Genomic DNA, 18944 nt, shown 5'->3' with positions numbered 1-18944 from the left:
AAGGAGGTCACCAGTGGAGACGCGAGTGGAGACGACGACGTACTACGACCACGGCACGCCCGCCGAGCGCTGGGAGCGCGCGCAGCGGTTCTTCGACGCCAAGGACTACGCGGGCGCGGCCCGGGTGCTGACGGGGCTGGTCGAGGAGGTGCCGGAGCAGACCGGTCCCCGGCTGCTGCTCGCCCGCGCCTACTACCACTCGGCCCAACTGCGCCGCGCCGAGGCCGAGTTGCGCCTCATCGTGGAGCGTGACCCGGTGGAGGCCTACGCCCGGCTGCTGCTGGGCCGCACACTGCAGCGCCAGGCCCGGCAGGAGGAGGCGCAGCGGCACCTGCGGATAGCCTCGGCGCTCGCGGGCGACTTCCCCGAGGAGTGAGGCGGGCCGCTCCGGGCAGGCGAGCGGGAGCGGCGCCGGCGGCTTCCCGCGTGCGCACCGGGGCAGGGGCCCGGTTCCGGCAGGGACCGGGCCCCTGGCGCGCGGGCGCCCGGACACCCGCCGGGGACGGCGGACGCCATGGCATCCTGGCGCGATGGCACCCTCCCCTGAGCACGCGCCGCTCGCCGAGCGGGTCGAGGAACTCCTCGCCGCCGGCGGCCCCTTGCCCATCGTCGCCGCCGGCCGGCCCGTGCTGCGGCGCGGCACCGAACCGTACGACGGCCAGCTCGGCCCCGCCCTACTGGCCCGCTTCATCGAGGCCCTGCGCCTGACCATGCACGCCGCGCCCGGTGTCGGCCTCGCCGCGCCGCAGGTCGGCGTGCCGCTGCGGCTCGCGGTCATCGAGGACCCCGCCCCGGTGCCCGAGGAGGTCGCCGTGGTCCGGGGCCGCGTCCCGCAGCCGTTCCGCGTCCTGGTCAACCCGGTGTACGAGCCCGTCGGCACGGCACGCGCCGCGTTCTTCGAGGGCTGCCTGAGCGTGCCGGGCTGGCAGGCGGTGGTGGCCCGGCACGCCGAGGTACGGCTGCGCGGCCAGGACGAGCGGGGCCGCGAGCTGGACGAGGTGTTCACCGGCTGGCCGGCCCGCATCGTCCAGCACGAGACGGACCACCTCGACGGCATCCTCTACCTGGACCGCGCCGAACCGCGCTCCCTGTCCACGAACGAGGCGGTGGCGGCCCTGTGGGCCCAGCCGGAACCCACGGCCGCCGCCGAGTCCCTCGGCTTCGAACTCCCCTGAAAGCCCGGTCAGTTGTCCCGGTAGGCCTCCAGCAGCCGCAGCCACACCTCGCTCAGCGTCGGGTACGACGGGACCGCGTGCCAAAGGCGGCCGACCGGGACCCGGCCTGCCACGGCGATCGTCGCGGAGTGGACGAGTTCGCCCACCCCGGGGCCGACGAAGGTGACGCCGCGCAGGATCTCGTCCTCCACGTCGACGACCATGCGGGCGCGGCCCTTGTAGCCGTCGCCGTACAGCCCCGCACCGGCGACCGAGGAGAACTCGACGTCGACGGCCCGGACCCGGTGGCCCGCCTGTTCCGCCTCCGCGAGGGAGAGGCCGACCGCGGCGGCCTCGGGGTCGGTGAAGACGACCTGGGGTACGGCGTGGTGGTCGGCGGTGGCGGTGTGCACGCCCCAGGGCTCCTCGACGAGGGCCTGGCCGGCGGCGCGGGCGGCGATGGCGGCCCCGGCGATGCGGGCCTGGTACTTGCCCTGGTGGGTGAGGAGGGCCCGGTGGTTGACGTCGCCGACGGCGTAGAGCCAGTCGGTGCCGGTGACGCGCAGGCTGTCGTCCACGTCCAGCCAGGAGCCCGGTTCCAGGCCGACGGTGTCGAGCCCGATGTCGTCGGTGTGCGGGACGCGGCCGGTGGCGAACAGGATCTCGTCGGCCTCCAGCCGGTCGCCGGCGGTGGTGACCACCACGACCGTGCCGTTCTCGCGGGTGACGGACTCCACGGACGTACCGGTGCGCACGTCGGCGCCCGCCTCGCCGAGCGCCGCGGCGACCAGTTCCCCGGCGAACGGCTCCATCCGGTTCAGCAGCCCCTTGCCCCGGACGAGCAGGGTGACCCGGGAGCCGAGGGCCTGCCAGGCCGTGGCCATCTCGGTGGCGACGACACCCCCGCCGACCACGATCAGGCGCGCGGGGGCCGCCTGCGCGCTCGTCGCCTCGCGGCTGGTCCAGGGCCTCACCGCGGACAGCCCCGGCAGGTCGGGCAGTTGGGCGCGGGTGCCGGTGGCGACGACGACGGCGTGCCGGGCGGTGAGGGTCGTGACCGAGCCGTCGGGGGCGGTCACGGTGACCGTGCGGGGGCCGGCGAGCCGCCCGTGGCCGCGGTACAGGTCGGCGCCGATGCCGTCCACCCAGGCGACCTGGCCGTCGTCCTTCCAGTGGGAGGTGTAGTCGTCGCGGCGGGCGAGGACCGCCGGGGTGTCGAGCGGGCCCTGGGCCGCCCCGGCGAGACCGGGCAGGCGGCGGGCGTCGGCCTGGGCGATCACCGGTCGCAGCAGCGCCTTGCTCGGCATGCACGCCCAGTACGAGCACTCGCCGCCGACCAGCTCGCTCTCCACGATCGCGGTGGTGAGGCCGCCCGCACGGGTGCGGTCGGCGACGTTCTCCCCCACCGGACCGGCCCCGAGCACCACGACGTCGTACGCAATGGATTCCGTTTCCGTCATGGGCACAGTCTGGTGGGTGGTGTGCGTGGCGGCCACATGGGTACGCGCGCGGGACACAGCCGTGCGCGCATGGAATAGCCGACCCGACGGCCGTGTTTGCGCCGACGGCACACCCCACACCGGGAAGTAGGGACACGCGATGAGCAACACCGTGGAGCTGACCAAGGACAACTTCGACCAGACGGTCACCGAGAACGAGTTCGTTCTCATCGACTTCTGGGCGTCCTGGTGCGGGCCGTGCCGGCAGTTCGCGCCGGTCTACGAGAAGGCCGCCGAGGCCAATCCGGACCTGGTCTTCGGCAAGGTGGACACCGAGGACCAGCGGGAGCTGGCCGCGACCTTCGACATCCAGTCCATCCCGACGCTGATGATCATCCGCGACCGGATCGCCGTCTACGCCCAGCCGGGCGCCCTGCCGGAGGCCGCGCTGACGGACCTCATCGGACAGGCCCGGAAGCTGGACATGGACGAGGTCCGCAAGAGCGTCGCCGCCCAGCAGGGCGGGGCGCAGTGACGCGGCGGCGCAAGGCCGGTGGGTGAGGGGCGGGAGGCCAGGGGCCTTTCGCCCCTCACCCACCATGACTGCGGTCGCGGCCTCACGGGCCGGGCAGGTCAGGTGGACTCGCGGCGGACCACGGAGGCGCCCAGGACCGGGTGCGCCACCGGCTCACCACCCGGGTCGCGCACGGCGCGGTCGACCAGTTCGGCGAGGTCGCGCCCCGAGGGCAGTTCGATGTGCACCGTGCTGAGCCGGGGCCGCAGCAGCCTGCCGAGCATGAGGTCGTCGGCGCCGATCACGGCCACGTCGCCGGGGATGCGCAGCCCCTCGTCCTGGAGCGCGCGCATCAGCAGCATCGCGTACTCGTCGTTGTAGGCGAACACCGCGTCCAGCGCCGACTCCCGCCAGCGGGACGCCAGTCGGGCGGCGGACTCCTCCGTGTACGCGAGCGGCAGTTCCGTCACGGCGGCGTCCGTGCCGCGCAGGGCCGCGCGCACCCCGGCGAGCCGGGGCCGCGAGTAGGACTCCAGGCCGGGCTCCTCGGGCACCACGACCCCGATCCGGCGCCGGCCCGTCGCGTGCAGGTGGGCGCCCGCGCAGCGGCCGACCGCGCCGTAGTCCATCAGCAGGGCGTGCGCGCCGTCGACGCGCACCGGCCCGAGGGTGACCACGGCCCGGGTGCCGGAGCGTTTGAGGACCTGGACGCCCTGCGGGCCGAGCTGCGCGCCGGGTACCAGGACGGCGGCCGGGCGCAGCTCGGCCCAGCCGCGGGCGGCCTCGTCGGCGTGCGGCCCGACCGTGCCGTACTGGACGACGGTGTAGTCGAGGCGGCCGAGCGCCTGCTGGAGTTCGTTGAGGAAGCCGCTGTAGAGGGGGCCCGCCGGGATCGCGGGGGCGGGCATGAGGACCGTCCGGCTGTGACCGGCGCGCAGGCTGCGGGCGGCGGCGTGCGGTACGTACCCCAGTTCCCGCGCGGCCTCGTGGACGCGTCGGCGCGTCGGTTCGCTGATCCGTACGGCGCTGGTGTTGTTCAGGACGTAGGACACGGTCGCGCGGGAGACTCCGGCCAGGCGGGCGACGTCGGCGCTCGTGGGCGTGTTCGGTATCTGCACCATGACAGACGGCATCTTGGCAGAGGGACGGGGACCGGGACCGGGCGGGGCGATGTGGTTCATCGTTCGACGGAATCCTGTACGCGCAGCGACGGACACGTTCGTAGCGAACTTGTTCGGCACGAACATGTTCGCTACAGTGGGGCCATGACCGCTTCCCCCGACTCCCCCCGCTCCCGCCGCGAGCGGCCCGCCAAGCCCGCTCTCAGCCGGGCGGGCATCGTCGCCGCCGCCGTCGCGATCCTGCGCGCCGAGGGGCTGCGCAAGGTGACCATGCGGCGCCTCGCGCAGGAGCTGGACACCGGTCCGGCCTCGCTGTACGTGTACGTCCGCAACACCGCCGAGCTGCACGCGGCCGTCCTGGACGAACTGCTCGGCACGGTCGGACCCGCCCCGGCCGAGGGGGATTGGCGGGAGCGGCTGGAGCAGGTGCTCACCGCGTACACCACGATGCTCCTGGAGCACCCGAGCCTCGCCCGCTCGGCGCTGACGGCACGGCCCAGCGGCCCGCACTACCTGCGCCTCGTCGAGACCCTGCTGGAGCTGCTGCACGACGGCGGTGTGCCGCGCGCCCAGGCGGCGTGGGGCGTCGACCTGCTGCTCCAGCACGCCACGGCGACCGCCGCCGAACACGCCGGGGAGGGGTCCCCCGGCGACTGGCAGGCGGTGTTCCACGCCCTGCACGACGCGCCCGCCGCGACGCACCCCCGCATCGCCGAGACCGCCGACGCCCTGCTGTCCGGCACCCCCGAGGCCCGCCTGTCCTGGGCCTTCCAGGCCCTGATCCAGGGCATCGAGCGGACCGCCGTGGCCGAGTAGGCCGGCACGAGCCCGCCTCCCCCTCACCCGCAGCCCCCGGCGGCCCGCCCGCCCTCCGGCCCGAGCACGCACCAGGAGTCCGCCATGACCAGTCCCGCGCCCGCCGCCGCCCCGGCTCGCACGGGCACCGCTCCCCTCCCCCACCATCCGGTCGCCGTCGTCGGTGCCGGGCTCGGCGGGCTGGTGCTGGCGCGGGTGCTGCATGTGCACGGCGTCGAAGCCGCCGTCTTCGACCTGGAAACCGCGCCCGGCGCCCGGACCCAGGGCGGCATGCTCGACATCCACGACGACTCCGGCCAGGAGGCGCTGCGGGCCGCCGGGCTGCACGCGGAGTTCCTGACCCGGGTCCATCCCGGCGGCCAGGCCGTACGGGTGCTCGACCGGTACGGCGCGGTCCGGCTGGCCGAGCCCGACGACGGCACCGGCGGCCGGCCCGAGATCGAGCGCGGGGAGCTGCGCGAGCTGCTGCTCGGCTCCCTGCCCGAGGGCACCGTCCGCTGGGGCGCCAAGGTCACCGGAGCCCGGGGGCTGGGCGACGGCCGGCACGAGGTGACGCTCGCCGACGGCACCCGGTTCACCACGGACCTGCTGGTCGGCGCGGACGGCGCCTGGTCGCGGATCCGGCCGCTGCTCTCCCCGGCCCGACCCGCTTACACCGGCGTGTCGTTCGTCGAGGCCGACCTGCTGGAGGCGGACGTGCGGCATCCGGCGAGCGCGGCGGTCGTCGGCGGCGGGATGCTGTTCGCGCTCGGCGCGGGCCGGGGTTTCCTCGCCCACCGCGAGAGCGACGGCACCCTGCACGTCTACGCGGCCGTCGAAGCACCGCAGGACTGGCTGGACGGCATCGACTTCGACGATCACGAGGCCGCGAAGGCGGCGGTGCTGAAGGAGTTCGGCGGCTGGGACGAGGGCCTGCGGGCCCTGGTCGCCGACGCGGACGGGCCGCTGGTGCCCCGGCGGATCCACGCCCTGCCGGCCGGACACCGCTGGGCACGGGTCCCCGGCGTCACACTGCTCGGGGACGCGGCCCACCTGATGTCGCCGTTCGCGGGCGAGGGCGCCAACCTCGCCCTGATCGACGGCGCCGAGCTGGGCCTCGCGCTGGCGGCGCGCCCCGGGAACACCGAGGCGGCGCTGGCGGCGTACGAGGAGCGCATGTTCCGGCGCGCCGAGGTGTCGGCACGGCAGTCGGCGGACAGCGGCGCCCTGCTCTTCCGGGCCGACACCCCCCAGGGCCTGCTCAACATGCTCGGCGGGCCCGACGCCTGAACATCCCCCAGCCGGACGGCGGCCGGGTGCCGGTCACCCGCGCGCCGACCAGGCGCCGACGCGAGAGCCGACGGACAGCGGCACCCCGCCGCTCCGGGCCGACACCCCCCAGGGCCTGCTCAACATGCTCGGCGGGCCCGACGCCTGAACATCCCCCAGCCGGACGGCGGCCGGGTGCCGGTCACCCGCGCGCCGACCAGGCGCCGACGCGAGAGCCGACGGACAGCGGCACCCCGCCGCTCCGGGCCGACACCCCCCCCAGGGCCTGCTCAACATGCTCGGCGGGCCCGACGCGTGCATCTCAGCCGGGCGGCGCCTGTACGACCGTGAGCCGGGCGGGGCCTGAACAACCCCCTCAGCCGGACGGCGGCCGGGTGCCGGTCACGCGCGCGACCAGGTCGGTCCAGCCGGCCTCCAGCCGCTCCATCGGCATTCCGCACTGGCGGGTCTGATGGTGGATCAGCGCCGGGTCGAGGGAGGCCAGCAGGGTCTGGGCCAGCAGATCGCAGTCGGCGTCCGGCACGATCCGCCGCAGCAGCATCGTGACGTGGGTGCGGCGTGCGGCGAGCGCCGGATGCGAGAAGCGCCGGGTGGGTTCCGGCTGGGCGGCCAGCTGGAGGTCGAGCTGCTCGGCCGACCGGTACAGCACCGCGACACCGAACGCGCGCAGCCGGTCCAGGGGCGGCGCGCCGGGACCCAGCGGCGGCGGTCCGCCGAGGAAGTCGGCCTGGAGCTGCCGGTCCGAGTGGTCGAGGAGGGCCATCAGCAGCCCCGTACGGTCGCCGAAGCGACGGAAGACCGTGCCCTTGCCCACCTGGGCCGCCGCGGCGACGGCCTCCATGGTGACGCCGGCCACGCCGTGCTCGGCGATCAGCCGGGCGGCAGCCTCCAGCAGACGGGCCCGGTTGCGGGCCGCGTCGGCGCGCAGGCAGGGCTCCTCCGCGGACGGTGCGACCTGAAGCAGCTGAGGAGCGTCGAAGGACTCCTCGGGCAACGGGAAGGGCGGCAGCTCGGCGGACATGAAGCCAGCGTAAAGCATGGGGAACAAAACTGGACCACGGTCCGCTTAGAGTGGTACACAGTTAAACGGACCTCGGTCCGGATCGTTACAGCGACGTTTCACCCCCCTTGGAGTTCCCATGTCTGTTCGCATCCTCGCGCTCGTCGGCAGCCTCCGCGCCGGTTCGCACAACCGCCAGCTCGCCGAGGCAGCCGTCAAGCTCGCTCCGGAGGGCGCCGAGGTCGTGGTGTACGAAGGCCTCGCCGACGTCCCCTTCTACAACGAGGACGTCGACGTCGAGGGCGGCGTCCCGGCCGCCGCCGCGAAGCTGCGTGAGGCCGCCCAGGCCGCCGACGCCTTCCTGCTGTTCTCGCCCGAGTACAACGGCACCATCCCGGCCGTCCTGAAGAACGCCATCGACTGGCTGTCCCGCCCCTACGGCGCCGGCGCCTTCGGCGGCAAGCCCGTCGCCGTGATCGGCACCGCCTTCGGCCAGTACGGCGGCGTGTGGGCGCAGGACGACACCCGCAAGGCCGTGGGCATCGCCGGCGGCAAGGTGATCGAGGACATCAAGCTGTCCATCCCGGGTTCCGTGACCCGCTTCGCCGAGACCCACCCGGTGGACGACGCCGAGGTCGCCGCCCAGCTGACCGAGGTCGTCGCCCGCCTGCACGGCAACGTGGGCGAGGCCGCGGCCGCCTGAGCCGCGGGCACTGCGTGAGCCCGGCACAGGGCCGCACCCGTGAAGGGGCCGGAGTCCGCTCCGGCCCCTTCACGCACACGGACACGGGCGTGCCTCGGTCGAGCCCGGCCGGCCGCTCCACCGCCGGCGCCGCGAACCGCTCCGTCCACGCGGCGGTCTCGGCGAGTCGCGGGGCGAGGACGACCATGTCGACGCCGAACCCGCCGTAGCCCTCGATGTCCCGCGGACACGCGTCGAGGTCGCCCGTGGTGGTGTGCTCGTTGCCGCGCGGATCCCACCCCCCGAGGCCGTGGTGCTCACAGTCGTACCAGGCCGCGCCGATGCCGAGCGTGGCCCGGCCGCCGGACAGCATGTCGAAGGGACGGTCTTCGCGAGCAGTCCGGGATGACGGTAGATCACTCCTGTGACGAGTGCGCGGTGCACACCCACGCCCATGGCCCTCTCCCTGTCGTACGAGTGATGGCGGGGCGTCGACGCCAGCGGCTGGGGCGCGCTCGATGTCAACCACGCGCGCCGGGGCCGCCGCAGACCAGCCGTTCGGCCAGCGGGCTGCGCCGGTACAGCACCCGGCGGCCGTCCCGGGCCCGGGTCACGAGGCCCGTGGCGTCGAGGACCCGCAGGTGCTGGGAGACGGCGCTCGGGGTCACGCCGAGCCGGCGGGCGAGTTCGACGGTGGGCAGCGGTTCGGCGAGCAGCCGCAGCAGGGTGGTGCGGGGTGCGCCGAGCAGGGCGGTGAGCGCGGGCGCGCCGGGCTCGGGCTCCGGTTCCCACAGGGTGGCGGTGCCCCGGCCGGGGTAGGCGAGCATCGGCGGGGCCTCGGCACTGATCGGGGGCGCCGGTTTGTGCGCGAACACCGAGGGGACCAGCCGCAGTCCGCGCCCGGCGCCGTCCACGTCGTGCCGGCCGATCATCTTGCGCACGGTCAGTGTGCCGTCGCGCCACGCGAGGTTCGGGTGCAGCCCGGCGAAGAGCGACCGCGCGCCGCCGGTGGCCAGCTGCCCCGCGCGGTGCGTGATGTCGGCCTCCAGGACGAGCCGGATCCGCGGCCAGTACGGCAGCAGGGCGGTCCGCCAGTAGCGCGGCAGCAACTCCGTGATGGCGGCGAGGAGTTCGAGGACCGGTCCGTCGCCGGGTGCCCGGGCCTGCCGCAGTGCGGCGGGCAGCGGGCGCGGGGCGTGCGCGGCGGCCAGGTCCCGCCGTACGACGTCCGCGGGTGTGGCCCGTACGACGGTCAGCTCCTCGTCCAGCGTGGGCGCGTGCCGCGCCGGCCGAGGGCTCAGGAAGTCGGGCATGGCGAGGGTGGGTCCGACCAGCGCCGACAGCAGCGGCAGATCGGCGGGGTCGAGGGCGGCGAGCACGGTCCGGCGCCAGCCGCGGTGCAGGGGGTGCAGGGCGGGTGCGCGCAGCACCCGCAGGCTCTCCATCAGTTCGCCGAGCGGGGAGATCGCGAACCGGGTGTCGGCGAGGTCGTCGACCCCCAGCCGGAAGCTGATCATTTAGCCCCCGTCTACATCGTTGGCCAACCACCCGCGCACGGCGTGGACTTCGGCCCATGACGGATCACACCACCGGGCAGCGTACCGCGAGCGCGCCCCGCACCGCCCGGCTCGTCGCGGTCCTGGCCGTGGCCTGCGGGGTCGCGGTCGGCAACGTCTACTTCCCGCAGGCCGTCGCCCCGCTCGCGGCGACGGGACTCGGCGTCTCCCCGGACACGGCGGCCGGGGTGGTGACAGCGACCCAGTTCGGCTACGCCGCGGGCATCTTCCTGCTCGTGCCGCTCGGCGACCGGCTGGCGCCCCGACCCCTGCTGGTGACCCTGCTCGCCGTGACGGGTCTCGGACTCGCCGCCGCGGCCGCCGCGCCCGCGCTGGGGCCGCTGCTCGCGGCGAGCGTGCTCGTGGGCGCGGCCACGGTGCTCGCCCCGCTGGCCGGACCGCTGGCGGCCGGGCTGGTCCCGCCCGAGCGGCGGGGCGTGGTGGGCGGCACGCTGCTGAGCGGGTCCCTGGCCGGAATGCTGCTGTCCCGCACGGCCGGCGGTGCCCTGGGCGAGCGGTGGGGCTGGCGGGCGCCGTACGTCCTCGCGGCCGTCCTCGCCCTGGCGGTCGCGCTGCTGCTGTACCGCACGCTCCCGCCGCTTTCCGCGCCGTCCCGGCAGCGCTACCCGCGCCTGCTGGCCGAGTCGGTCCGCCTGCTGCGCACGGAACCCGCCCTGCGCCGCTCCTCCTTCTACCAGGCGACGGTGTTCGCCGGCTTCTCCGCCGTGTGGACCGGGGTGGCGCTGCTGCTGACGGGCCCGGTGTACGGGTACGGCGCGGACGCGGTCGGGATGCTCGCGCTGGTCAACGCGGTGACCATGCTGGTCACGCCGTACGCGGGCCGGCTGGTGGACCGGCGGGGCGCCGACGCGGTGAACCAGGCCTGCTTCCTGCTGGTGCTCCTGGCGGCCGCGGTCCTCGCGCCGGGCGCGCTCGGCGGCGGTCCGGGGCTGCCCGCGCTCGTGGCCGGCACCCTGCTGCTGGACGTGGGCATGCAGTCCGGCATGGTCGCCAACACGGTGCGGATCTACGCGCTCGGCGCGGACGTCCGCAGCCGCCTCAGCACCGCCTACATGACCTGCGCCTACCTCGGCGGCGCCCTCGGCTCCTGGCTCGGCGCCCAGGCCTACGCCCGGTCCGGCTGGCCCGGCGTGTGCGCTGCCGCAGGCCTGCTGAGCGGGCTGGGACTCTTGGGGCACCTGGGAGCCGCGGGGGCGGTCAGGAAGGCTGCCGCGCGGACACGGTGAGCGCGGGGACGCGGTGAGCGGCGCGGAGCAGGCGCGGCGACCGGTATCACGCCGTTCGCCCCGGGCGCGCGAGGGCGCCGGGGCGACAGGCCGGTGCCGTCACGCGCCGAGCAGGGCGATGCCGAGGGCGATCAGCGCGGCGACCTTGAGGAGTTCCAGGGCCACGTACCACAGGTGGCTGTGGGATCGGGGCAGGTCCTCACCCGCGAGGACGCGGTCGGAGCGGCGGTTGAGGACGGGGCGCACGACGGCGAGCTGGGCGAGGAGGAGGACCGCGACGGCCGCGGTGAGCCCGACGACCGCGGCCGGGGCACCGCCCACGGCGATCGCGGCGATCACCACGACCGCCAGGACCGCCTCCACGGCGTTGAGCGCGCGGAAGACCAGCCGGCCTATGCCGAGGCCGACCGGGATGGTCACGCCCGCCGCGCGGAACTTCAGCGGGGCCTCCAGGAAGGAGATCGCCAGCACCATCCCGAGCCAGAGGAAGGTGAGGGCACCGGCGAGGGCGGCGGACGTGGCGTTCATCTGCGGGGGCCTTTCTCCGCCGGGGCGGCGGGGGAGGTTCGTTTCGGTGGCGGCCGCGGCGGGCCCGCCCGGGGTGGGTCAGGCGGTGGTGGTCCCGGTCAGGTGGGCCACGCAGGAGTCGGGTTCGGCGAAGGGTTCGAGGCCGGCGGCCGTCAGCGGGGCCTCCAGCCGGGCCAACGCGCCCTGCATCAGGCCGAGATGGAGGGGGCAGACCAACCGGCCGTATTCCTCGGCGAGTTCGAGGAAGGGGCAGTGCCGCAGCCGGATCCGCGGTGGTGGGCCGTCGGGCGTCCGTGCCCCCTCCGCCCGCGGCGCGAAGCCCAGCCGGTCGAGGAGGGCGAGGAGCGCGGCCGTCGAGCGCTCGGCCGTCGGCGGCTCGAACGGGGGCTGCGGGTCCACCAGGAAACCGCCCCACGCCCGGCCCGTCTCCACCGCCTGCGCGCGCGCCTCGGCCGGATCGGCGGTGGCCCACCGGCTGAGCAGGACGCGGGCGAGGAGCCGGTAGTCGCGGGCGCCGCCACGGTCCATGCCGGGGCGGGCGGAGTAGACGGTGCGGGGCCGGCCGGGTCCCGGGGACGGCGCGGTACGGCGCTCGGCCAGCCCCGCGGTCACCAGGGCGTCCAGATGGAAGCGGACGGTGTTGGGATGGACGCCCAGCCGCTGCGCCGCCTCCGCCACGCCGAGCGGCGCGGGCGCCGCGCGCAGCGCGTCCAGCACCTCCTGGCGGCGCGGGCTCCGCCGTGCGGTCACCTCGGGACACCCCTCTCCACCTGCGGTCATTTTTCATGAATCCTACATGTATAAATTGTAGGTTCGGCAGGGGGCACCCGGAGTGACCCGGGGCGCCCGTCGGCAGAGTGCGACCCGGACACGTCAGAGACACGAGGTGAAGAGCAGATGACGTCGCCTTCCGCGAGGGACACCGGCTCGGCTGGGGCCACGGCGCCCGAGCCGCGCGTGCTGTGCGACGCGCGGGCCCTGGCCGAGGACCCGCCGCTGCCGGGCGGCGTGCTGTGGAAGCTGGCCGAGAGCGGCCGTCAGCTCGACGCCAACGTCGTCCGGCTCGCTCCGGGTGGGCGGGTCGAGACCCACACGGAGACCCAGCTGGACGTGCTGGTCCTCGTCGTCGCCGGTGACGGCACGCTCGCGGCGGGCCCCGCCGGCGCGCCGCGGCCGCTGACCGAGGGCGCGCTGGTCTGGCTGCCGCACGGCTCCACCCGCGCGATCACCGCCGGCGCGGCCGGTCTGACGTACGTGACGGTGCACCGCCGCCGTCCCGGCATGTGGATCGGCACCCGCCCGGACGCCTGACCGGCTCCGGCGGCGCAACGGCGGGGCCGGGGGCGCCCGTTGAAGTCGGAGGACCGCCCGCTAAGGTGCCCCCGTGAGCACGTCCACCGAAGAGAACGTCCCCGGCCGCCACGGTCCCCACGCCACCACCGAGGCCGACCCGCGCGAGGTCGGCCGGGTGCGCACCGAGTACTCCCCTGCCCATGACGGCGACCCGGACCCCGGCGAGATCGTGTGGACCTGGGTGCCCTTCGAGGAGAACGACGGCCGGGGCAAGGACCGCCCGGTACTGGTCGTCGCCCGGGAGGCCGCCGGCACCGTCCTCGCCGTGCAGCTGACCAGCAAACGCCATGACGGCCGGCGGGACTACGTGGCGATCGGCAGCGGGCCGTGGGACCGCTCGGACCGGGACTCGTGGGTGGACGTGGACCGTGTGCTGCGGCTGCACGAGGAGGGCATGCGCCGCGAGGCGTGCGCGCTGGACCGGGGGCGGTTCAACCTCGTCCGGCAACGGCTGCACGAGCGCTACGGCTGGACCTGACCGCGCCCGCCCGGCCCCTCAGGAAACACCCGCGCGAACGCCTCCCGGACCACCGCACCCGGCGTCCGGTCCAGCACCCCCCACACCCCATGCCCCAAGGACCCGGCGAACCGCCCACCGGATCCCACAGCACCCCCAACGCACCCACGACCCGCGCCGGATCCCCCCTACGGCCGGACCCGACCACCCCACCCCCGGCCCTCGGAAAGCACCTGCGCGAACGCCTCCCGGACCACCGCACCCGGCGTCCGGTCCAGCACCGCGAACACCACGTGCCCGAAGGTCCGCGCGAACCGGCCGCCGGGCCCGAGCAGCACCCGGAAGGCTTCCGCGACCTGCGCCGGGTCGTTCTGGAACACGCCGCAGCCCCAGGCGCCCAGGACCAGCCGGCGGTAGCCGTGGGCGGCGGCCGTCTCCAGCACCCGCTCGGCGCGGACCGCCAGGGCGCCGGGCAGTCCGGCCGCGCGCCGCGGCGCCGTCCGCCGTACGACCCCCGCGTTGGGGGCGGCGGCGGTCAGGAAGCCCGCGCGGAACGGCTCGGTCAGCAGCCGGCCCCGGTCGTCGCGGAAGACCGGGACGGCCGGTGAGTGGATCACCCGGTCGGTGTAGAACGGGTCGCGGTCGGCGCGGTGGTGGTCGTAGAAGCCGCGGGCCGTGAGCAGGCAGGTGTACAGCGCGGAGGCGCGGCACAGGGCCTCTTCCTGGGCCTGCGCGCCGTTGAGATAGCCGCCGCCGGGATTGCGGGCCGAGGCGAAGTTCAGGACGGCGACCGGAGCGCCGGCCAGCCGGCGCGCGGCCTCCAGGCTGCTCTCGCCGGTCACCTCGAACACGGTCTGCCCGGCAGCGCCGCCGCTCGCGGAACCGGACGCCTCCGCGACGGGCGCGTCACCCGTTCGCCGTACGGGGACCGGTTCCGGCCCGAAGGTCCGCGTGCCCGCCCGCGCGGCCTCGATCTGCGCCGCGAGGAGCACCTCCCGGCCGTCCGGCGCGCGGTACCGGCCCACCGCCACGATCACTTCCGTCTCCGCGGCGATCCCGCGCAGGCGCGCGCTCACGGCGCCACCCCCGTGGACGCCCTGGCGACGGCCCACGCGGTCTCCCCCGTCGTGCCCATGCACGCATCCTGGGTGATGCTGGTGAGGCACCGCAACGGAGTTTCCCGCGCCGGAACGCCCCGGAGAACGCGCGGGAAACGGACAGGGGAGAACCGGAACGTCGGTGGGGCACCCTTGTGCGAACCAGCCCGAGGGTCTTGGGTAGAGCGCATGCCTGCCCGGCCCCCGTGTCCGACCGGGCGGATGGCATGGTGGAATCTCAGGAGGATCCCGACATGTCCGACTCGAAGAGCGACGGCGGCGACTGTACGGACCACCGCACCGCCGTCACCGAGGCAGAGGTGGAGGCCCTGGTCCGGGGCATCTGCTTCAAGACCGGCCCACCCCGCACGCTCGGCGTCGAACTGGAATGGCTCGTCCATGAGCTGCGCGCGCCGCAGCTGCCCGTGACACCCGAACGACTTCGAGCGGCCTACGCCGCCCTGCGGGCCGTACCCCTGCGCTCACCGCTCACCGTGGAGCCCGGCGGCCAGCTGGAGCTGAGCAGCCCGCCGGCCGCCTCCCTCATGGAGTGCGCCCGCACCGTCTCCGCCGACCTGGACACCGTGCGCGCGGTCCTCGCCGAGCACGGTCTCATCCTCGTCGGCTGCGGCCACGATCCCTGGCACACCCCGCGCCGGTTCCTGCGCGAACCGCGCTACGACGCCATGGAGACCTGCCTGGACCGCACCGGTCCGGCCGGCCGGCACATGATGTGCGCCTCCGCGTCCGTGCAGGTCTGCGTGGACGCCGGTCAGGAGGAGCCCGGGCCGCTCGGGCACGAGCGGCGCTGGTGGCTGGCGCATCACCTGGGCGCGGTCCTGGTGGCCGCGTTCGCCAACTCCCCGCTCATCGGTCAGGAACCCACGGGCTGGCGGTCCACCCGGCAGCTGCTGTGGATGGAGATCGGCGCCGGCCGCGCCGGGGCTCCCCCGCTGGACGGCGGTCCGCGGTCCGCCTGGGCCCGGCACGTCCTCGACGCGCCCGTGATGTGCGTGCGCCGGGACGGCGGGCCGTGGGAGGTGCCCGAGGGGCTCACCTTCCGCGAGTGGACCCGCTCCGGGGTGCCCCGGCCGCCCACCCGGGCCGACCTCGACTACCACCTGACCACGCTCTTCCCGCCGGTCCGCCCGCGCGGCCACCTGGAGCTGCGCATGATCGACGCCCAGCCCGGCGAGGACGGCTGGATCGTGCCGCTCGCGGTGACGGCGGCGCTGTTCGACGACCCGCGGGCCGCCGAGACGGCGTACCGCAGCGTGCAGCCGCTGGCGGAGCGGGCCCTGGGCCTGCCCGCCCCGCACAATCCGCTGTGGACCGACGCGGCCCGCACCGGGCTCGCCGACCCGGAGCTGCGGGAGGTGGCCGCCGAGTGTTTCGCGGCGGCGCTCGACGCCCTGCCCCGGCTCGGGGCCACCGCCGAGGTGCTCGGCGCGGTCGCCGCGTACCGGGACCGCTACGTCGCCCGCGGCCGCTGCCCGGCCGACGACCTGCTGGACCGGCGGCGCCGCACGCGGCCGTCCCGGCCCGGCCGCGCCGGAGGACCCCCCACCGAACGCCGCAGGAAGGACATCCGCACATGACCGCCCCCGAGACCGGTGTGCGCGCCGGTACGGCCGAGCAGGACACCGAGGCGCTGCGCGAGCGCGCGCTCGCCTCCCTGGTCACCGCCCGGGACCGCACCACGCTGCTGACGACCTGCGTCGAGGACCCGGACCTGACCGCCCAGCACTCGCCGCTGATGTCCCCGCTGGTGTGGGACCTCGCGCACATCGGCAACCAGGAGGAGCTGTGGCTGCTGCGGGCGGTCGGCGGCCGGGAGGCGCTGCGGCCCGAGATCGACGGCCTGTACGACGCCTTCGAGCATCCGCGCGCCGCGCGTCCCTCACTACCGCTGCTGCCGCCCGCCGAGGCCCGCGCGTACGCGGCCGAGGTGCGCGGCCGGGTGACGGACCTGCTGGCGGGCGCGGACTTCACCGGCTCCCGGCTGACCGAGGCCGGCTTCGCCTTCGGCATGATCGCCCAGCACGAGCAGCAGCACGACGAGACGATGCTGATCACCCATCAGCTCAGGAAGGGCCCGCGGGCGCTTGCCGCTCCGGACCCCGAGCCGGGCCCGCCGTACACCGGCCCGGCCGAAGTCCTCGTGCCCGGCGGCCCGTTCACGATGGGCACCTCCGGTGAGCCGTGGGCGCTCGACAACGAACGCCCGGCGCACGTGCGGGAGGTGGCGCCGTTCTGGATCGACACCACCCCGGTCACGAACGCGGCGTACCAGGCGTTCATCGAGGACGGCGGGTACGACACCGAGCGCTGGTGGACGCCGCAGGGCTGGGCGCACGTCAGGCGGCACGAGCTCACGGCGCCGCTGTTCTGGCACCGGGAGGGCGGCCAGTGGCTGCGCCGCCGGTTCGGCCTCACCGAGCCGGTCGCGCCGGACGAGCCGGTGCTGCACGTGTGCTGGTACGAGGCCGACGCCTACGCCCGCTGGGCCGGGCGGCGGCTGCCCACCGAGACCGAGTGGGAGAAGGCCGCCCGCCACGACCCGGCCACCGGCCGCTCCCGGCGCTACCCCTGGGGCGACGCCGACCCGGCGCCGCAGCACGCCAACCTGGGCCAGCGCCACCTCGGCCCGGCGCCGGCCGGCAGCTATCCGGCCGGTGAGTCACCGCTCGGCGTACGGCAGTTGATCGGCGACGTGTGGGAGTGGACCGCGAGCGACTTCCTGCCGTACCCCGGTTTCCAGGCCTTCCCGTACAAGGAGTACTCGGAGGTGTTCTTCGGGCCCGAGTACAAGGTGCTGCGCGGCGGTTCGTTCGCGGTGGACCCGGTCGCCTGCCGGGGCACGTTTCGCAACTGGGACTATCCGATCCGGCGGCAGATCTTCTCCGGCTTCCGCACGGCCCGCTCGGAAGGCCTCTGATGTGCCGTCACATGGCTTATGTCGGCCCGGAGACACCTCTCGGCCGCCTGCTGACGGAGCCCGCGCACAGCCTGGTGCACCAGTCGTGGGCGCCACTGCGGCAGGCGTCCGGGACGGTCAACGCCGACGGTTTCGGGGTCGGCTGGTACGCGCCGGATGATCCCGTGCCGGCCCGCTACCGACGGGCCGGGCCGATCTGGGCCGACCTGTCCTTCGCCGACCTGGCCCGGGTGGTGCGCTCCGGGGCGGTGCTCGCCGCCGTACGGGACGCGACGCTCGCGGGCGCGGACGCCGAGGCGGCCGCCGCGCCGTTCGCGGCCGGGCGGTGGCTGTTCAGTCACAACGGCGCGGTGGCGGGCTGGCCGGACGCGGCGGCGCCGCTGATGTCCGCCCTGCCCCCGGTCGACCTGCTGGCCCTGGAGGCGCGGACCGACTCGGCGTTCGTCTGGGCCCTGGTCCTGCACCGGCTGCGCGCCGGCGACGAACCGGGCCAGGCCCTCGGCGAAACGGTTCGCCTGCTGGCCGGGGCGGCGCCCGCCTCCCGGCTCAACCTGCTGCTGACGGACGGCGACGTGATCGCCGCCACCCGCTGGGGCGACAGCCTCTGGTTCCGCTCGGAGCCCGGCCGCGGCACGGTCGTCGCCTCCGAGCCGTACGACGACGACCCGCTCTGGCAGGAGGTCCCCGACCGCACCCTGCTCACCGCGAGCCGCGCCGGGGCGCTGCTCGACCCGCTGGCGGATCCGGCGTCCTCCCCCACTCTCGACTCCGCTCGAGCGGGGGGACCCCCATCATCGAAGGAGCCCTGTACGTGAGCCCCCTGCACGTCACCCGCACCCTCCCGGAGGACGCGACGGACGCCGCGCTGCGCGCCGACGTCCTCACCGGCCTCACCGTCCACCCCAAGTGGCTGCCGCCGAAGTGGTTCTACGACGCCCGCGGCAGCGAACTGTTCGAGCGGATCACCGAGTTGCCCGAGTACTACCCCACGCGTGCCGAGCGGGAGATCCTCGCCGCCCGGTCCGGCGAGATCGCCGCGGCGAGCGGTGCCCGCACGCTGGTCGAGCTGGGTTCGGGCTCCTCGGAGAAGACCCGCCACCTCCTCGACGCGCTGGCTCCGTCGGCGTACGTCCCGGTCGACGTCAGCGAGAGCGCGCTCACCCAGGCCGGGCGGGCGCTCGTCGAGGAGCGCCCGGAGCTGGAGGTCCACGCGCTGATCGCCGACTTCACCGCTCCGCTGGCCCTGCCCGCGACGCCCGGTCCCAGGCTGCTGGCCTTCCTCGGCGGCACGATCGGCAACCTGCTGCCCGACGAACGCGCGGCGTTCCTGGCCTCGGTGCGCTCCCTGCTGGCGCCGGGCGACGGACTGCTGCTCGGCACCGATCTCGTCAAGGACGAGCGGGTGCTGGTCCGGGCGTACGACGACGCGGCCGGGGTGACGGCCGCCTTCAACAAGAACGTACTGGCCGTCGTGGACCGCGAGCTGGGAGCCGACTTCGACCCGGAGACGTTCGACCACGTGGCCCTGTGGGACGCCGAGCACGAGTGGATCGAGATGCGACTGCGCTCCCGGGTCGCGCAGACGGTGAAGGTGCCCGCGCTGGACCTCGCCGTGGACTTCGCGGCGGGCGAGGAGCTGCGCACCGAGGTGTCGGCGAAGTTCCGCCGGGAGGGGGTAAGCGGTGAACTCGCCGCAGCGGGGCTGGAGCTGACCCACTGGTGGACCGACACGGAGGGACGGTTCGCGCTGTCGCTGAGCGTCGCCCGCTGACA

Annotated in this window: 20 protein-coding genes; 13 read left to right on the top strand and 7 right to left on the bottom strand. The window is 75.3% G+C overall.

All coding sequences use genetic code 11. The features are described 5' to 3' along the window. Window positions 1-25: 25 nt before the first annotated feature. Together ACZ60X_RS38550 and ACZ60X_RS38545 are read left to right on the top strand one after the other, a co-directional pair. Window positions 26-376 carry a tetratricopeptide repeat protein gene (locus tag ACZ60X_RS38550; RefSeq protein ID WP_469609227.1) on the top strand — a complete coding sequence of 117 codons (351 nt, stop codon included), beginning with the start codon at window positions 26-28 and terminating at the stop codon, window positions 374-376. Window positions 377-530: 154 nt separating this feature from the next. Then, window positions 531-1175, top strand: coding sequence for a peptide deformylase (locus ACZ60X_RS38545; protein ID WP_469609160.1), 645 nt, complete (start codon window positions 531-533; stop codon window positions 1173-1175). Window positions 1176-1183: 8 nt separating this feature from the next. Here ACZ60X_RS38545 and ACZ60X_RS38540 read toward each other — a convergent pair whose 3' ends face one another. Beyond that, entirely contained in the window at window positions 1184-2614 is a 1431-nt protein-coding gene (locus ACZ60X_RS38540; protein WP_469609157.1) for a dihydrolipoyl dehydrogenase family protein, read from the bottom strand. Window positions 2615-2753: 139 nt separating this feature from the next. Here ACZ60X_RS38540 and trxA point away from each other — a divergent pair, with 139 nt between their 5' ends. Further along, window positions 2754-3128: a thioredoxin gene (gene trxA / locus ACZ60X_RS38535; RefSeq protein ID WP_469609155.1), complete on the top strand. Its 375-nt coding sequence runs from the start codon at window positions 2754-2756 to the stop codon at window positions 3126-3128. 98 nt (window positions 3129-3226) lie between these two features. Here the strand turns inward: trxA and ACZ60X_RS38530 are convergent, their stop codons facing one another. Next, window positions 3227-4240: a LacI family DNA-binding transcriptional regulator gene (locus ACZ60X_RS38530; RefSeq protein WP_469609152.1), complete on the bottom strand. Its 1014-nt coding sequence runs from the start codon at window positions 4238-4240 to the stop codon at window positions 3227-3229. 132 nt (window positions 4241-4372) lie between these two features. Between ACZ60X_RS38530 and ACZ60X_RS38525 the strand changes: the two genes are divergently transcribed. Beyond that, window positions 4373-5044, top strand: coding sequence for a TetR/AcrR family transcriptional regulator (locus tag ACZ60X_RS38525; RefSeq protein WP_469609149.1), 672 nt, complete (start codon window positions 4373-4375; stop codon window positions 5042-5044). Window positions 5045-5128: 84 nt separating this feature from the next. Continuing rightward, window positions 5129-6313, top strand: a complete 1185-nt coding sequence (locus ACZ60X_RS38520; protein ID WP_469609146.1) for an FAD-dependent oxidoreductase — start codon at window positions 5129-5131, stop codon at window positions 6311-6313. A gap of 355 nt (window positions 6314-6668) precedes the next feature. On the opposite strand, the gene ACZ60X_RS38515 is transcribed toward ACZ60X_RS38520, so the two are convergent. Continuing rightward, window positions 6669-7352, bottom strand: coding sequence for a TetR/AcrR family transcriptional regulator (locus ACZ60X_RS38515; protein ID WP_469609143.1), 684 nt, complete (start codon window positions 7350-7352; stop codon window positions 6669-6671). 100 nt (window positions 7353-7452) lie between these two features. Here ACZ60X_RS38515 and ACZ60X_RS38510 point away from each other — a divergent pair, with 100 nt between their 5' ends. Beyond that, the gene (locus ACZ60X_RS38510) at window positions 7453-8016 is read left to right on the top strand and encodes an NAD(P)H-dependent oxidoreductase (RefSeq protein WP_469609140.1); all 564 of its coding nucleotides are present in this window, start codon (window positions 7453-7455) and stop codon (window positions 8014-8016) included. A gap of 500 nt (window positions 8017-8516) precedes the next feature. Here the strand turns inward: ACZ60X_RS38510 and ACZ60X_RS38505 are convergent, their stop codons facing one another. After that, window positions 8517-9512 (bottom strand): ArsR/SmtB family transcription factor, encoded by a 996-nt coding sequence (locus ACZ60X_RS38505; RefSeq protein ID WP_469609137.1) that lies wholly within the window; start codon window positions 9510-9512, stop codon window positions 8517-8519. A 56-nt stretch (window positions 9513-9568) separates the two neighbouring features. On the opposite strand from ACZ60X_RS38505, the gene ACZ60X_RS38500 reads away from it, so the two are divergent. Next, complete coding sequence (locus ACZ60X_RS38500) at window positions 9569-10798, top strand: MFS transporter (RefSeq protein ID WP_469609134.1); 1230 nt, start codon at window positions 9569-9571, stop codon at window positions 10796-10798. 99 nt (window positions 10799-10897) lie between these two features. Here ACZ60X_RS38500 and ACZ60X_RS38495 read toward each other — a convergent pair whose 3' ends face one another. Together ACZ60X_RS38495 and ACZ60X_RS38490 are read right to left on the bottom strand one after the other, a co-directional pair. Beyond that, window positions 10898-11326 (bottom strand): hypothetical protein, encoded by a 429-nt coding sequence (locus ACZ60X_RS38495; protein ID WP_469609131.1) that lies wholly within the window; start codon window positions 11324-11326, stop codon window positions 10898-10900. 78 nt (window positions 11327-11404) lie between these two features. Then, complete coding sequence (locus tag ACZ60X_RS38490; RefSeq protein ID WP_469609127.1) at window positions 11405-12076, bottom strand: helix-turn-helix transcriptional regulator; 672 nt, start codon at window positions 12074-12076, stop codon at window positions 11405-11407. Window positions 12077-12223: 147 nt separating this feature from the next. On the opposite strand from ACZ60X_RS38490, the gene ACZ60X_RS38485 reads away from it, so the two are divergent. After that, window positions 12224-12637: a hypothetical protein gene (locus ACZ60X_RS38485; RefSeq protein ID WP_469609124.1), complete on the top strand. Its 414-nt coding sequence runs from the start codon at window positions 12224-12226 to the stop codon at window positions 12635-12637. Between the two features lie 73 nt (window positions 12638-12710). Further along, the gene (locus ACZ60X_RS38480) at window positions 12711-13157 is read left to right on the top strand and encodes a type II toxin-antitoxin system PemK/MazF family toxin (RefSeq protein ID WP_469609121.1); all 447 of its coding nucleotides are present in this window, start codon (window positions 12711-12713) and stop codon (window positions 13155-13157) included. 167 nt (window positions 13158-13324) lie between these two features. Here ACZ60X_RS38480 and ACZ60X_RS38475 read toward each other — a convergent pair whose 3' ends face one another. After that, window positions 13325-14212 carry a TIGR02452 family protein gene (locus ACZ60X_RS38475; RefSeq protein ID WP_469609118.1) on the bottom strand — a complete coding sequence of 296 codons (888 nt, stop codon included), beginning with the start codon at window positions 14210-14212 and terminating at the stop codon, window positions 13325-13327. A gap of 275 nt (window positions 14213-14487) precedes the next feature. On the opposite strand from ACZ60X_RS38475, the gene egtA reads away from it, so the two are divergent. From egtA to egtD, 4 genes are read left to right on the top strand one after another with little or no spacing between them, the layout of a single operon-like run. Next, the gene (egtA, locus tag ACZ60X_RS38470) at window positions 14488-15831 is read left to right on the top strand and encodes an ergothioneine biosynthesis glutamate--cysteine ligase EgtA (RefSeq protein WP_469609115.1); all 1344 of its coding nucleotides are present in this window, start codon (window positions 14488-14490) and stop codon (window positions 15829-15831) included. Continuing rightward, window positions 15828-17171 (top strand): ergothioneine biosynthesis protein EgtB, encoded by a 1344-nt coding sequence (gene egtB, locus ACZ60X_RS38465; RefSeq protein WP_469609112.1) that lies wholly within the window; start codon window positions 15828-15830, stop codon window positions 17169-17171. Before egtA ends, egtB begins: the two co-directional genes overlap by 4 nt. Continuing rightward, window positions 17171-17986 (top strand): ergothioneine biosynthesis protein EgtC, encoded by an 816-nt coding sequence (gene egtC, locus ACZ60X_RS38460; protein ID WP_469609109.1) that lies wholly within the window; start codon window positions 17171-17173, stop codon window positions 17984-17986. The genes egtB and egtC overlap by 1 nt, the downstream gene beginning before the upstream one ends. Continuing rightward, the gene (gene egtD, locus ACZ60X_RS38455; protein ID WP_469609106.1) at window positions 17983-18942 is read left to right on the top strand and encodes an L-histidine N(alpha)-methyltransferase; all 960 of its coding nucleotides are present in this window, start codon (window positions 17983-17985) and stop codon (window positions 18940-18942) included. Before egtC ends, egtD begins: the two co-directional genes overlap by 4 nt. Window positions 18943-18944: the final 2 nt, after the last annotated feature.

The sequence above is a fragment of the Streptomyces sp. NPDC104106 genome (genome assembly GCF_055584345.1).
Note: the sequence above shows the minus strand (reverse complement) of the source record. Positions and strands in the feature narration are given on the sequence as shown.

What these genes read in the sequence shown, in the direction of transcription:
- ACZ60X_RS38545 (WP_469609160.1), top strand. Translation starts at nt 531, where the DNA reads ATGGCACCCTCCCCTGAGCACGCGCCGCTCGCCGAGCGGGTCGAGGAA.
- ACZ60X_RS38540 (WP_469609157.1), bottom strand. Translation starts at nt 2,614, where the DNA reads ATGACGGAAACGGAATCCATTGCGTACGACGTCGTGGTGCTCGGGGCC.
- trxA (WP_469609155.1), top strand. Translation starts at nt 2,754, where the DNA reads ATGAGCAACACCGTGGAGCTGACCAAGGACAACTTCGACCAGACGGTC.
- ACZ60X_RS38530 (WP_469609152.1), bottom strand. Translation starts at nt 4,240, where the DNA reads ATGCCGTCTGTCATGGTGCAGATACCGAACACGCCCACGAGCGCCGAC.
- ACZ60X_RS38525 (WP_469609149.1), top strand. Translation starts at nt 4,373, where the DNA reads ATGACCGCTTCCCCCGACTCCCCCCGCTCCCGCCGCGAGCGGCCCGCC.
- ACZ60X_RS38520 (WP_469609146.1), top strand. Translation starts at nt 5,129, where the DNA reads ATGACCAGTCCCGCGCCCGCCGCCGCCCCGGCTCGCACGGGCACCGCT.
- ACZ60X_RS38515 (WP_469609143.1), bottom strand. Translation starts at nt 7,352, where the DNA reads ATGCTTTACGCTGGCTTCATGTCCGCCGAGCTGCCGCCCTTCCCGTTG.
- ACZ60X_RS38510 (WP_469609140.1), top strand. Translation starts at nt 7,453, where the DNA reads ATGTCTGTTCGCATCCTCGCGCTCGTCGGCAGCCTCCGCGCCGGTTCG.
- ACZ60X_RS38505 (WP_469609137.1), bottom strand. Translation starts at nt 9,512, where the DNA reads ATGATCAGCTTCCGGCTGGGGGTCGACGACCTCGCCGACACCCGGTTC.
- ACZ60X_RS38500 (WP_469609134.1), top strand. Translation starts at nt 9,569, where the DNA reads ATGACGGATCACACCACCGGGCAGCGTACCGCGAGCGCGCCCCGCACC.
- ACZ60X_RS38495 (WP_469609131.1), bottom strand. Translation starts at nt 11,326, where the DNA reads ATGAACGCCACGTCCGCCGCCCTCGCCGGTGCCCTCACCTTCCTCTGG.
- ACZ60X_RS38485 (WP_469609124.1), top strand. Translation starts at nt 12,224, where the DNA reads ATGACGTCGCCTTCCGCGAGGGACACCGGCTCGGCTGGGGCCACGGCG.
- egtA (WP_469609115.1), top strand. Translation starts at nt 14,488, where the DNA reads ATGTCCGACTCGAAGAGCGACGGCGGCGACTGTACGGACCACCGCACC.
- egtB (WP_469609112.1), top strand. Translation starts at nt 15,828, where the DNA reads ATGACCGCCCCCGAGACCGGTGTGCGCGCCGGTACGGCCGAGCAGGAC.
- egtC (WP_469609109.1), top strand. Translation starts at nt 17,171, where the DNA reads ATGTGCCGTCACATGGCTTATGTCGGCCCGGAGACACCTCTCGGCCGC.